This window comes from Agromyces selenitireducens (assembly GCF_052748465.2).
This window is the reverse complement of record NZ_CM188259.1, coordinates 3,473,557-3,486,617: the sequence shown is the minus strand read 5'-3', so window position 1 is coordinate 3,486,617 and position 13,061 is coordinate 3,473,557. Positions and strand designations below refer to the sequence as shown.

Here is a 13,061-nt window from a genome sequence, read left to right as displayed (position 1 = left end):
GTTCAGGCGCCGCCCCGCTCCGGCAGGTGCAGGCGCGCGAGGAACGCGTCGACGCCGCGCGGCACGCGCCGCCGGTCGGTGCGCGAGACGAGCACGGTGACGAGCACCGCGAGCGGCACCGTCCAGGCCGCGGGCAGCTCCACGAACGGGCGGATGCCAGGGGCCGCCGCCGCCAGGAACGTGCTGCCGAGGATCGCCGCCGCCGACAGCACGGCGCCCGTCGCCATGCCCGCGATCGCGCCGCGCGCCGTCAGCCCGCGCCACCAGATGCCCAGGAGCAGCACGGGGCACAGGGTCGACGCGGTGAACGCGAACACCAGCCCGACACTGCCGGCCAGCCCCGCGGGCTCGGTCGCGAGCGCGACGACGAGCGGCACCGCGGTCGACGCGAACGCCGCGATGCGGAAGCCGCGGACGCTGCCGCCCATGAGGTCCTGCGAGATGACGCCCGCGACCGACACGACGAGGCCCGACGACGTCGAGAGGAACGCCGCGAACGCGCCGCCGATCACGAGGGCGGTGAGCAGCTCGCCGGCGAGGCCGGGCACCAGCCGGTCGGGCAGCACGAGCACGAGGGCGTCGGCGTCGCCCGGCGTCGCGAGGTCGGGGGCGAACGTGCGGCCGAGCAGGCCGAACGCGGTCGGGAACAGGTAGAACGCCGACAGCAGCACGAGCACGATGAGCGTCGTGCGGCGCGCCGCGGGCCCGTCGGGGTTGGTGTAGAACCGCACGAGCACGTGCGGGAGCCCGAGCGTGCCGAGCAGCAGCGCGACCATGAGCGACACGGTGCGATAGACGTCGAGCGATCCGGGCCCGTCCGCCACCGGAAACGCCCCCGTCGGCGCGAGCTCGGGCTCGACCGTTCCGGTCGCCATGAGCAGCGCCACGACCGGGATCGCGAGCGCGGCGAGCTTCAACCAGAACTGGAACGCCTGCACGAACGTGATCGATCGCATGCCGCCCGCGGCGACGACGACCGCGATGAGCACGGCGACCGCGACCGACCCGACCCAGCTCGGCAGCCCGGTCGTGATCCGCACCGTGAGCGCCGCGCCCTGCAGCTGCGGCACGATGTACAGCCACCCGATGACGACCACCAGCACGCTCGTCACGCGCCGAACCCCGGGCGACTCGAGCCGCGCCTCGGTGAAGTCGGGGATCGTGTACGCGCCCGAGCGCCGCAGCGGCGCCGCGACGAACAGCAGCAGCATGAGGTATCCCGCGGTGTAGCCGATCGGGAACCACAGCGCCGACGCGCCGGTGAGCAGGATGAGCCCGGCGATGCCGAGGAACGACGCCGCCGAGAGGTACTCGCCGCCGATCGCCGAGGCGTTCCACCACGGTCGCACGGTGCGGCTCGCGACGTAGAAGTCGCTCGTCGTCCGCGAGATGCGCAGACCGTACACGCCGATGAGCACCGACACGGCGGCCACGGCGACGATCGCGGCGTAGCCGACGGCGGGGTTCACGCCTGCTCCGCGAGCGACCGGTACCGGGCCTCGTTGCGCTGGGCGGCGCGCACGTACAGCGCGGCCACGGTGATCGCGAGCGGGTACACGCCGAGTCCGAGCAGCAGCCACGACACGGGCACTCCCGCGACGAACGTCTCGTCGAGTGCGGGGAGCAGCGCGACCGCCACGACGAACACGACGGTCGCGACGACGAACCCGCCCGCGCACACGAGCGCGAGCCGCAGCTGCGACCGGATCAGCGATCGCACGTACATCGCATCGACGTCGCTTCCCGCACCGGGGCGGCCGCGCGCGATCGACGGGCGAGCGGATGCCGCGGGCACGCCCGTCCGCGGCGCCGTGACCCTCACGCGCTGGGGCGGTCGCGGCGGCGGCTCGCTCACGGCCGCGCCCGCGGGGTCGCCTGGTCGAGTCGTTCGCGGAGCCCGGGCAGCAGGCGCCGGCTCACGGGCAGCTCCGCCTGGCCGACGAGCACGGTCGGCCGGTCGCCGCCCAGCCGCACGCGTGTGACGTGGGGGAGCGCGACGAGGTACGAGCGGTGCACGCGCACGAAGCCCGCCTCCGCCCACTGCCGCTCGAGGTCGGACATCGGCACGCGCACGAGGTAGCTCGCCTCGTCCGTGTGCAGGCGCGCGTAGTCGCCCTGCGCCTGCACGTACCGCACGTCGTCGCGGCGGATCATGCGGGTCGTGCCCCCGAGCGTCACGGCGATCATCTCGGGGCGGTTCGCCGCGGCATCCGTCGATCCCGGCTGGGCCTGCCGCATCGCCTCGACGACGCGCGTGACCGACCGTTGCAGCCGCTCGGCGCGCACGGGCTTCAGCAGGTAGTCCACCGCGGCGAGGTCGAACGCCTCGAGCGCCCCCTCCTCGTCGGCGGTGACGAACACGAACGCCGGCTTGCGCTCGAAGCGCTGCAGCGCACGTGCCAGGTCGAAGCCCGAGAGCCCGGGCATGTGGATGTCGAGGAATGCCGCGTCGACGGGCTCGCGCGTGAGGATGCGGATCGCCTCGGAGCCCGAGGTCGCGCGGTGGATCGTGCCGATCCGCGGGTCCTGGCCGAGCAGGAACGCCAACTCGTCCACGGCGGGCTGCTCGTCGTCGGCGATGAGGACCGAGATCACGGCACCAGTCTCCCATCCGGCTCGCCGCGGGCGCCGGGGTCGACGGATGCCGCGGCCCGGCCGGGCTGCGACTTCGGCACGCGCATCCGCACGAGCGTGCCCGCGCCCACGTTCGTCTCCACGACGAGGCCGTGCTCGTCGCCGTACACCTGCCGGAGCCGGGCGTCCACGTTGCGGAGCCCGACGTGCTCGCCCGGCGGGCCGCCCGCGAGGACCTCTGCCAGCCGCTCGGGGTCGATGCCCACGCCGTCGTCCTCGACGGTGATCTCGGCGAACGCGCCCGCGTCGCGCGCGGTGATCGTGATGCGCCCACCGCCCTCCTTCGCCTCGAGGCCGTGCCGGACCGCGTTCTCGACGAGCGGCTGCATCGACAGGAAGGGGATCACCGTCGAGAGCACCTCGGGCGCGACCTGCAGCGTCACCCGCAGCCGCTCGCCGAAGCGCGCCCGCTCGAGCTTCAGGTACGAGTCGATCGAGCGCAGTTCCTCGGCGACGGTCGTGAAGTCGCCGGCACGCCGGAACGAGTAGCGCGTGAAGTCCGCGAACTCGAGCACGAGCTCGCGCGCCTTCGCCGGGTCCGTGTTGATGAACGACGCGATCGCGTTGAGCGAGTTGTAGATGAAGTGCGGACTGATCTGCGCCCGCAGCGCGCGCACCTCCAGCTCGGCGAGCGCCGCGCGCGACGTGTCGAGCTCGCCGAGCTCCACCTGCGCCGCGACCCACTCGGCGACCTCGCCCGTCGCCCGCACCAGGCCGGCACGCACGCGCGGCGCGAACGCGACCACGGCGCCGACGACCTCCCCGCCCGCACGGATCGGCGCGGCCGCGGCATCCGTCTCGCCCGAGGGCACGTCGACCCGGCGCTCGACCTGCGTCCGCCCCGTGTCGGCCGCCTCGCCCGCCAGGCGTTCGGCCGACGGGATGAGCGTCTCGTCGCCGTCGACCGCCACCGGCCCGCCGGTCATCACGAGCGCGAGCGTGTCGGCGCCCAGCATCGCGCGCAGGTGCTTGGCGGCGCGCGCCGCATCCGCTTCGGTCATGTCGCCGCGCAGGTGCTTCGCGGCGCTCGAGGCCAGGTGCAGCGTCTGGTACGTCGCCCGCTCGGCGTCCGTGCCGAGCTCCTCGGACTGCACCGCGAACCGGCGCAGCAGCACGACGACGCCCACGGCGAGCGCACCCGCGACGACGCCGGCAGCGGCGGCGAGCAGCATCGACTCGGGCATGCACGTCACTCTAGAGGTCGTTCGTCGTCGCGCCCGGCCGTTCGTCGCACGGTCGGCGCCGCTCACCGACGACGAGCGGTCGAGGCCCCCGGCGCGGCATCCGCTTCGTCAGCATGGTCGAATCGCGACCGCAGCGACGCGGGCCCCGGCCCTCGCCGCACCCCCTCGAAGGAGAGACGCCATGGGCAACGAGGCCCTGAGCGCGGATGTCGACCTGAGTCACGTCGACTATCCCGCAGTGCAGCAATCGCCGGAGTTCCAGGAGCTCCGCACGACCCACCGCAACTTCGTCTTCCCAGTCCTCGGCGCATGCCTGGCCTGGTACCTCGCCTACGTGCTGCTGGCCGTCTACGCGGTCGACTTCATGTCGACGCGAGTGTTCGGCAGCATCAACGTGGCCATGCTCCTCGGCCTCGCGCAGGTCGTCACGACCTTCGCGGTGACGATGTGGTACGTCCACTTCGCCAACAAGCACCTCGACCCCAAGGCCGAGCGGATGCGCGACGAGATCGAGACCGGCGTGTTCCTCGACCGGGCCGACGAGGGGGTGGCGCGCTGATGTTCCAGTTCCAGGCGGCATCCGCCTCGCCCGGCGAGCCCTGGCTCAACATGGCCATCTTCGGCGCGTTCGTCGCCGTCACGATGGTGATCGTGTTCCGTGCCAGCCGGAACAACAAGACCGCGGCCGACTACTACGCCGCCGGGCGTTCGTTCACCGGCGGCCAGAACGGCTCGGCCATCGCGGGCGACTACCTGTCGGCGGCGTCGTTCCTCGGCATCGTCGGCGCGATCGCGATGAACGGCTACGACGGCTTCCTCTATTCGATCGGCTTCCTCGTGGCGTGGCTCGTGGCGCTGCTGCTCGTCGCCGAACTGCTCCGCAACACGGGCAAGTTCACGATGGCCGACGTGCTGTCGTTCCGACTGAAGCAGCGCCCGGTGCGCATCGCGGCGGCCACCACGACCCTCGTCGTCTGCTTCTTCTACCTGCTCGCGCAGATGGCGGGCGCGGGCGGACTCGTCTCGCTGCTGCTCGGCATCGGCGACCAGATCGGCCAGGCCGTCGTCATCACCGTCGTCGGCGGGGTCATGATCCTCTACGTGCTCGTCGGCGGCATGAAGGGCACCACGTGGGTGCAGATCATCAAGGCCGTGCTGCTCATCGCGGGCGCCGGCGTGATGACGGTGTGGGTGCTCGCGCTGAACGGCTTCGACTTCTCGGCGCTGCTCGACCGCGCGGTCGAGGTCACCGAGAACCCGGCGATCCTCGACCCGGGCCTGAAGTACGGCGTCTCCGAGATCGCGAAGGTCGACTTCGTCTCGCTCGGCCTGGCGCTCGTGCTCGGCACCGCGGCGCTGCCGCACGTGCTCATGCGGTTCTACACGGTCCCGACCGCGAAGGAGGCCCGCAAGTCGGTCGTCTGGGCGATCTGGCTCATCGGCATCTTCTACGTGTTCACGCTCGTGCTCGGCTACGGCGCGGCGGCACTCGTCGGCCCCGAGGTCATCGCCGCGGCACCGGGCGGCCCGAACTCGGCGGCCCCGCTGCTGGCGTTCTCGCTCGGCGGCCCGCTCCTGCTCGGCCTCATCTCGGCGGTCGCGTTCGCGACGATCCTCGCGGTCGTCGCCGGGCTCACGATCACCGCGGCCGCCTCGTTCGCGCACGACATCTACGCGTCGGTCGTGAAGAAGGGCAAGCCCGAGCCGGGCGCCGAGGTGAAGGTCGCCCGTCGCACCGTGGTCATCATCGGCATCGTCGCGATCATCGGCGGCATCGGCGCCAACGGCCAGAACATCGCGTTCCTCGTGGCCCTCGCGTTCGCGGTCGCCGCCTCGGCGAACCTGCCGACCATCGTGTACTCGCTCTTCTGGAAGCGCTTCACCACGCGCGGCGCCCTGTGGAGCATGTACGGCGGCCTCATCTCCGCGATCGTGCTCATCGCGCTCTCGCCGGTCGTCTCGGGCTCGGAGACGTCGATGCTGAAGACCGAGGCGATCGACTTCGCGATCTTCCCGCTGTCGAACCCGGGCATCATCTCGATCCCGCTCGCCTTCTTCCTCGGTTGGATCGTGAGCGTGCTCGACAAGCGCCGCGAGGACCCGCTCAAGCAGTCCGAGATGGAGGTGCGCTCGCTCACGGGCCTCGGCGCCGAGAAGGCGGTGAGCCACTAGGCTCCGGCGGCCGCCCGGCTCAGGGGAGCGGGCGGCCGGCGGGAACAGCTGCGACGGGGTGGGAACGCCTGCCCTGGCCTCGTCGCCGGCACGACGGGGGCGGATGCCACGGACTTCGGGTCCGGTATCCGCCCCCGTTGCACTGCGCGCTCGATGCCGATCACGGCACCCGCCTGCCAACCTTCGGCGGGTTCCGGACATCGCGCTCGGGAACGCTCGTGCGGCGCCCGTGCGCGGACGTACCGTGATGCCGTGAACACCCGCACCGCCTCCGTGAATCCGGGGCCGCAGGCCGCAGCCGCGGCATCCGTCGGCCGTACCTCGAACCAGACGTCGGCCGAAGCGCGACCCGGCGGCGGCCTGCGCACCTGGGCGCAGTTCCTCGGCGCCGGACTCGTGTGGGGCGCGAGCTTCCTGTTCATCGCGGTGGCCCTCACGGGCCTGTCGTTCACGCAGGTCGCCTGGACGCGCACGGTGCTCGGCGCGCTGACGCTCGGCATCGTGGTGCTCGTCGCGCGCCCGCGCGTTGCGGGCGGGCCCGTGCTGCCGCGTGAGCCGATCGTGTGGCTGCACTTCCTCGTGATCGGCGTGGTCGGGTGCGTCGTGCCGTTCCTGCTGTTCTCGTGGGCGCAGCAGACGGTGACGTCGAGCCTCGCCAGCATCCTCAACGCGACCACGCCGATCATGACGGCGATCATCGCAACCCTCGCATTCCGGGTCGAGCGACTCGACGCGTCGCGGTGGCTCGGCGTGCTCGTCGGCATCGCGGGCGTCGTCGTGATCATCGCGCCGTGGCGGAGCGAGCTCGCGGGCAGCCTCGCCGGGCAGCTCGCGATCCTGGGGGCGACCGCCTGCTACGGCGTGATGTTCGGCTACACGCGCCGGTTCCTGAGCGGCCGGCCGATCGCGGCGACCACGTTCGCGTTCCTGCAGGTCGGCATGGGCGGTGCGGTCATGCTGCTGCTCACGCCGGTGCTCGCGGTCGGCCCGGTTCGACTGGATGTCGCGATCGTGCTGTCGCTCGCGGTCCTCGGCATCGCCGGCACCGGGCTCGCGTACGTGTGGAACATCGGCGTCATCCGAGGCTGGGGCCCGACGAACGCGTCGACGGTCACGTACGTGACCCCGGTCGTGGGCGTCGTGCTGGGCGTCGTGATCCTGAGCGAGCCGCTCACCTGGAACGAGCCCGTCGGAGCGCTCGTCGTCATGGCGGGCATCCTGCTGGCGCAGGGTCGGGTGCGGATGCCGCGGCGCGAGGCCGCGCGCGCCTGACCCGGGGCGCGGGGTCGACGCGTCATCCGTTCATCCCTTGACAGCGCGCCCGTCAGCATGGTTGGTTAGTTGGTGAAGTAACTAACCAACTCACGAATCGGGGACGGATGGACGAATCGCGGCCGATCTTCCTGCAGATCGCGGAGCAGATCGAGAACGACATCATCGACGGCACGGTCGTCGAGGATGCCGCGATCCCGTCGATCAACGAACTGGCCGCGTTCCATCGCATCAACCCGGCCACCGCGCTCAAGGGCGTGAACCGGCTCGTCGACCAGGGCATCGTCGCGAAACGCCGCGGCGTGGGGATGTTCGTCGTCCCCGGTGCGCGCGACCGCCTGATCGAACGGCGACGGGCGGAGTTCGCCGCCGACTACCTCCGACCGCTCATCGTCGAGGCCGCCAAGCTCGGCATCGGCGTCGACGAACTCGCGGGAATGCTCCGCGAGGAAAGGATCCTGTCATGACCAGCACCGTCGTCCGCGCCCGAGGCCTCACCAAGCGCTATGGGTCGTTCACGGCCATCGACGGCGTCGACCTCGCGCTCGAGGAGGGTCGCATCTACGGCCTGCTCGGCCGCAACGGCGCCGGCAAGACCACCATCATGCAGCTGCTCACGGGGCAGATCTTCGCCAACGGCGGTGAGCTCGAGGTCTTCGGCCGCGCCCCGGCGGAGCATGCCGACGTGCTGCGGCGCATGTGCTTCATCGCCGAGGCGCAGCGCTACCCCGAGGACTTCACCCCCGCGCACGTGTTCACCGCAGCCCCCTGGTTCTTCGAGAACTGGGATGCGGGGTTCGCCGAACGGCTCGTCGCCGACTTCCGCCTCCCGGTGAAGCGGCGCATCAAGAAGCTGTCGCGCGGGCAGTTGAGCGCCGTCGGGGTCATCGTCGGCCTCGCGAGCCGCGCCCCGCTGACGTTCTTCGACGAGCCGTACCTCGGCCTCGACGCCGTCGCACGGCACATCTTCTACGACCGCCTGCTCGAGGACTACGCGGAGCACCCGCGGACGGTCGTCCTCTCGACGCACCTGATCGACGAGGTCGCGAACCTCCTCGAGCACGTCATCCTCATCGACCAGGGCCGGATCCTGCTCGATCGCGACGCCGACGACGTGCGCGGCTCGGCGACCTCGATCGCCGGACCCCGGGCGGTGGTCGAGGAGTTCGTCGCGGACCGGCCCGTGATCGGCCGCGACGCGATCGGCGGACTGGCATCCGTCACCGTCGACGGCCGGCTCGACCGCGCCGAGCGCGTGCGGGCCGCCGAGCTCGGCCTCGAGCTCGCCCCCGTGTCGCTGCAGCAGCTCATCGTCCACCTGACCGGCGCGGAGCTCGCCGGCACGCCCGAGAAGGAGGTCGCGGCATGACCGCCACCGCAACCGCTCCCGCCGTCGTCGCCGAGTCGTCCTCGCGGGTCCGGCCGAACGAGATCTGGCGCATCGTGCGCCTGCACACGGTCAACCCGTCGATCTTCTTCCTCGTGCCGGCGATGATCCTGGGCGGAGCGTGGGCGGTCACGATGGTGATCGCGCTCATCCTCGTGGGCGCCGGCGTGCCCATGGAGAACACCGGCTTCCAGTACAGCTGGGCGGTGCTGTCGCCGCAGTGGTACCTCATCGTGGTCGGGGTCCAGGCGGTGTCGTACACGTTCCCGTTCGCGCTGGGCTTCGGCGCCACGCGCCGCGACTACTGGGTCGGCACCGGCATCATGTTCGTGCTCGCCTCACTGCTGTTCGCGGTCGTCATCGCCACGCTCCTGCTCATCGAGCGCGCGACCGGCGGCTGGGGCATCGGCGCGGGCATGTTCGATGCGCTCTGGTACGTCGGTGCGGACTGGTTCACCGCGTTCTACACGACCTTCGCGCTGCAGCTGCTCGTGCTGTTCATCGGTGCCGGCGTGACGACCGTCTTCATGCGGTGGCGCATGAAGGGCATGATGATCGTGCTCTTCGGCGGTGTCGTCGTGATCCTCGCGATCATCGCGATGCTGACGTTCACCGAGTCGTGGGAGTCGCTGGGGCAGTGGCTCTCGTCGATCGGCATCATCGGCGTGTTCACCCTCGTGCTGGCGAAGGCGCTGGCGTGGGCGGTCGCCGGGTTCCTCGTGATCCGGCGGGCGACGCCGCGCTAGGGGGTCGTCGGCGTCCGAGGCGGCGCGGCATCCGTTCGTCGAGCGGATGCCGCGCCGTCCCGCGCCTGCGCCGTCCCTCGGGTTGTCGGGAATACCCCTAGGGGGTACTCTGTTGTTCGATACAGGTACCCCTTCCGGGTACCATCGAACCCGATCCGACCATGAGGAGAACGAGATGACGCAGCGCGAGTACCAGGTGACCGGAATGACCTGTGGCCACTGCGAGCTGTCGGTGCGCGAAGAGGTCGAGCAGATCGCCGGCGTGACGGACATCACCGTGTCCGCCGCCTCCGGCACCCTCTCGATCGCCGCACCGGCCGACCTCGACGACGCCGGCGTGATCGCCGCGGTCGAGGAGGCCGGCTACTCCGCCGTGCGCGTCTGACGACGATGCACACGGCAGCCAGGCTGGGGCTCTTCGCGGCGGGCGCGGCGGCGGTCTTCACCGTCGCGCTCGTCGCCGCCCCACTCGTCATCCCGGCCGACGCATCGGCCGCATGGACCTCGAACGAGGACGATCACATGGACACCATCGACACCGCGCACGGCGACCACGCCGACGCCGCGGCATCCGCCGACGACGTGCGCGGCCTCGCGGTCTCGCACGCCGGCTACACCCTCACCGATCTCAGCGCCCCGGTCTCGGCGGGTGAGCGCGGCGCGATCGAGTTCCGTCTCGCGGATGCCGCGGGCGAGCCAGTGACCGACTACGAGATCGCGCACGACAAGGCCCTCCACCTCATCGTGGTGCGCAGCGACGGCGCGAACTTCCGCCACGTGCACCCCGAGACCGACGGCGACGGACGCTGGACGATCCCGTTCGCCTTCGACGCCGCGGGTACGTACCGCGTGTTCGCCGACTTCGTGCCGACCGGGCACGGCGAGACCGTGACGCTCACGAGCACGATCGACGTCGCCGGGGCGTTCGCGCCGGAGCCGCGCGTCGAGGACGTCACGTCGACGACCGTCGACGGCCTCACGGTCGAGCTCGACGGTGCGCTCGTCGCGGGCGGCGAGAGCGAGCTCACCTTCACGGTGACCCGCGACGGCGAACCCGTCACCACGCTCGAGCCGTACCTCGGCGCGTACGGCCACCTCGTGGCCCTGCGCCAGGGCGACCTCGCCTACCTGCACGTGCACCCCATGGGCGAGCCCGGCGACGGCGTCACCGAGCCCGGCCCCGAGATCTCGTTCATGGCGACCGCGCCCACGGCGGGCCGCTACCTGCTCTACCTCGACCTGCAACTCGACGGGGTCGTGCGATCCGTGCCGTTCGTGCTCACCGCGACCGAAGGGGCGACGGATGCCGCGGGCGGCGCGCCGCACGACGACGCCGGCTCGCACGACGACGCCGGCACCCACGGGGAGGGCGACTGATGACCGACGTCACCACCTCCGGCGACCGCGTCGTCGAGCTCGAGATCGGCGGCATGACCTGCGCGTCGTGCGCCATGCGCATCGAGAAGAAGCTGAACAGGCTCGACGGCGTCGCCGCCACCGTGAACTACGCGACCGAGAAGGCGCGCGTGGCCGCCCCGGCGGGCGTCGGCCAGGCCGAGCTCATCGCGGCCGTCGAGGCCGCCGGGTACCGCGCGATCGTGCCCGCGCCGCCGGCGAGCCCGGACCGCGCCACGGGTGCCGGTGACGCCGGCACGCCCGCCGAGTCCCGCGCCGACGCCGAGCTGCGCTCGCTGCGCACCCGCCTCATCGCCTCCGTGCTGCTCTCGGTGCCGGTGATCCTCATCTCGATGATCCCGGCGCTGCAGTTCACCTACTGGCAGTGGGCGGCGCTCGCGCTCGCCGCGCCCGTCGTGACGTGGGCGGCCTGGCCGTTCCATCGCGCGGCGCTCGTGAACCTGCGGCACGGCGCCGCGACGATGGACACGCTCGTCTCGCTCGGCGTGACGTCGGCGTTCCTGTGGTCGCTGTACGCGCTGTTCCTCGGCACCGCCGGCGAGCCCGGCATGGTGCACGCGTTTGAGCTCACCGTCGCCCCGAGCGACGGCGCGGCGAACCTCTACCTCGAGGTCGCCGCGGGCGTGACGATGTTCATCCTCCTCGGCCGCTACCTCGAGAAGCGCTCCAAGCGCGCCGCGGGCGCGGCGCTGCGGGCGCTGCTCGAGCTTGGCGCGAAGGACGTCGGGGTGCTCCGCGACGGCGTCGAGACCCGCATCCCGGTCGAGCAGCTCGCGGTCGGCGACGAGTTCGTCGTGCGCCCGGGCGAGAAGATCGCGACCGACGGCGTCGTGGTCGAGGGCCGCAGCGCGGTCGACGCATCGCTCGTCACGGGCGAGTCCGTGCCGGTCGAGGTCGAGGCCGGCGATGCCGTCATCGGCGCGACCGTGAACGCCGGCGGCCGGCTCGTCGTGCGCGCCACCCGCGTGGGCGCCGACACCCAGCTCGCCCAGATGGCACGGCTCGTCGAGGCCGCCCAGACGGGCAAGGCCGAGGTGCAGCGACTGGCTGACCGGGTCGCCGGCGTGTTCGTGCCGATCGTCATCCTCATCGCCGTGGGCACGCTCGGCGCGTGGCTCGGCGGCGGCTTCCCCGTTGCGGCCGCGTTCACCGCCGCGGTCGCGGTGCTCATCATCGCGTGCCCGTGCGCGCTCGGACTCGCGACGCCCACGGCGCTCCTCGTGGGCACCGGGCGCGGGGCGCAGCTCGGCGTCCTCATCAAGGGACCCGAGGTGCTCGAGTCCACGCGCCGCGTCGACACGATCGTGCTCGACAAGACCGGCACGGTGACGAGCGGGCGGATGTCGCTCGCGAGCGTCCACCCGGCCGCCGGCGTCGACGAGGCCGAGCTGCTGCGCCTCGCGGGAGCCCTCGAGCACGCCTCGGAGCACCCCATCGCGAAGGCGCTCGCGACCGGTGCCGCCGAACGGGTCGGACCGCTGCCGACGCCGGAGTCGTTCGAGAACCGCGCCGGCCTCGGCGTGCACGGCGTCGTCGACGGGCACCTCGTGCTCGTCGGTCGCCCGGCGATGCTCGCCGAGTGGTCGATCGAGCCCGACGCCCGCGTCGTGGCATCCGTCGCCGCGGCCGAGGCCGAGGGACGCACGGCCGTCGTGGTCGCCTGGGACGGCGCCGTGCGCGGCGCGCTCGCCGTCGCCGACGCCGTGAAGCCCACGAGCGCCGACGCGGTCGCGCGCCTGCGCGGTCTCGGCCTCGAGCCGATCCTGCTCACGGGCGACAACGAGACCGTCGCGAGGCAGGTCGCCGCCGAGGTCGGCATCGACCGCGTCATCGCCGAGGTGCTGCCCGCCGACAAGGCCGCCGTGGTCTCCCGCCTCCAGGGCGAGGGTCGCACGGTCGCGATGGTCGGCGACGGCGTGAACGACGCCGCCGCACTCGCTCAGGCCGACCTCGGCATCGCGATGGGCACCGGCAGCGACGTCGCCATCGAGGCGGCCGACCTCACGCTGGTCCGAGGCGACCTCCTCGCCGCGGTCGACGCGATCCGGCTCTCGCGGCGCACGCTGCGCGTCATCAAGGGCAACCTGTTCTGGGCGTTCGCGTACAACGTCGCGGCGATCCCGCTCGCGGCGCTGGGCATGCTGAACCCGATGCTCGCCGGCGCGGCGATGGCGTTCTCGAGCGTCTTCGTCGTCGGCAACAGCCTGCGGCTCCGCGCGTTCCGATCGGAGGTCGGGAACGCCTAGGGTC

The 13,061-nt window shown here is 72.1% G+C and carries 13 protein-coding genes; 9 read left to right on the top strand and 4 right to left on the bottom strand.

What is annotated here, in order from left to right:
- Window positions 1-2: 2 nt before the first annotated feature.
- The 4 genes from ACULK4_RS16400 to ACULK4_RS16385 are packed head-to-tail and all read right to left on the bottom strand — an operon-like array spanning window position 3 to window position 3,818.
- On the bottom strand, window positions 3-1,469 hold the full coding sequence (locus ACULK4_RS16400; RefSeq protein WP_445963458.1) for a sodium/solute symporter: 1,467 nt from the start codon (window positions 1,467-1,469) through the stop codon (window positions 3-5).
- Window positions 1,466-1,855 carry a hypothetical protein gene (locus ACULK4_RS16395; RefSeq protein WP_445963457.1) on the bottom strand — a complete coding sequence of 130 codons (390 nt, stop codon included), beginning with the start codon at window positions 1,853-1,855 and terminating at the stop codon, window positions 1,466-1,468. Before ACULK4_RS16395 ends, ACULK4_RS16400 begins: the two co-directional genes overlap by 4 nt.
- Window positions 1,852-2,595, bottom strand: a complete 744-nt coding sequence (locus ACULK4_RS16390; RefSeq protein ID WP_445963456.1) for a LytR/AlgR family response regulator transcription factor — start codon at window positions 2,593-2,595, stop codon at window positions 1,852-1,854. The genes ACULK4_RS16395 and ACULK4_RS16390 overlap by 4 nt, the downstream gene beginning before the upstream one ends.
- Entirely contained in the window at window positions 2,592-3,818 is a 1,227-nt protein-coding gene (locus ACULK4_RS16385) for a sensor histidine kinase (RefSeq protein WP_445963455.1), read from the bottom strand. Before ACULK4_RS16385 ends, ACULK4_RS16390 begins: the two co-directional genes overlap by 4 nt.
- Before the next feature lie 181 nt (window positions 3,819-3,999).
- On the opposite strand from ACULK4_RS16385, the gene ACULK4_RS16380 reads away from it, so the two are divergent.
- From ACULK4_RS16380 to ACULK4_RS16340, 9 genes are all read left to right on the top strand, one after another.
- Complete coding sequence (locus ACULK4_RS16380; protein WP_445963454.1) at window positions 4,000-4,377, top strand: DUF485 domain-containing protein; 378 nt, start codon at window positions 4,000-4,002, stop codon at window positions 4,375-4,377.
- Window positions 4,377-5,990, top strand: coding sequence for a monocarboxylic acid transporter (locus tag ACULK4_RS16375; RefSeq protein ID WP_445963453.1), 1,614 nt, complete (start codon window positions 4,377-4,379; stop codon window positions 5,988-5,990). The genes ACULK4_RS16380 and ACULK4_RS16375 overlap by 1 nt, the downstream gene beginning before the upstream one ends.
- A gap of 252 nt (window positions 5,991-6,242) precedes the next feature.
- Entirely contained in the window at window positions 6,243-7,262 is a 1,020-nt protein-coding gene (locus tag ACULK4_RS16370; protein WP_445963452.1) for a DMT family transporter, read from the top strand.
- A 107-nt stretch (window positions 7,263-7,369) separates the two neighbouring features.
- Window positions 7,370-7,729 carry a GntR family transcriptional regulator gene (locus ACULK4_RS16365; protein ID WP_445963451.1) on the top strand — a complete coding sequence of 120 codons (360 nt, stop codon included), beginning with the start codon at window positions 7,370-7,372 and terminating at the stop codon, window positions 7,727-7,729.
- Window positions 7,726-8,631 carry an ABC transporter ATP-binding protein gene (locus tag ACULK4_RS16360; RefSeq protein ID WP_445963450.1) on the top strand — a complete coding sequence of 302 codons (906 nt, stop codon included), beginning with the start codon at window positions 7,726-7,728 and terminating at the stop codon, window positions 8,629-8,631. The genes ACULK4_RS16365 and ACULK4_RS16360 overlap by 4 nt, the downstream gene beginning before the upstream one ends.
- Window positions 8,628-9,395: a hypothetical protein gene (locus ACULK4_RS16355; protein ID WP_445963449.1), complete on the top strand. Its 768-nt coding sequence runs from the start codon at window positions 8,628-8,630 to the stop codon at window positions 9,393-9,395. Before ACULK4_RS16360 ends, ACULK4_RS16355 begins: the two co-directional genes overlap by 4 nt.
- A gap of 175 nt (window positions 9,396-9,570) precedes the next feature.
- Window positions 9,571-9,780, top strand: a complete 210-nt coding sequence (locus tag ACULK4_RS16350) for a heavy-metal-associated domain-containing protein (RefSeq protein ID WP_445963448.1) — start codon at window positions 9,571-9,573, stop codon at window positions 9,778-9,780.
- A 5-nt stretch (window positions 9,781-9,785) separates the two neighbouring features.
- Window positions 9,786-10,772: a DUF8832 domain-containing protein gene (locus ACULK4_RS16345; RefSeq protein ID WP_445963447.1), complete on the top strand. Its 987-nt coding sequence runs from the start codon at window positions 9,786-9,788 to the stop codon at window positions 10,770-10,772.
- On the top strand, window positions 10,772-13,057 hold the full coding sequence (locus ACULK4_RS16340; protein WP_445963446.1) for a heavy metal translocating P-type ATPase: 2,286 nt from the start codon (window positions 10,772-10,774) through the stop codon (window positions 13,055-13,057). The genes ACULK4_RS16345 and ACULK4_RS16340 overlap by 1 nt, the downstream gene beginning before the upstream one ends.
- The last annotated feature ends 4 nt before the right edge of the window (window positions 13,058-13,061 follow it).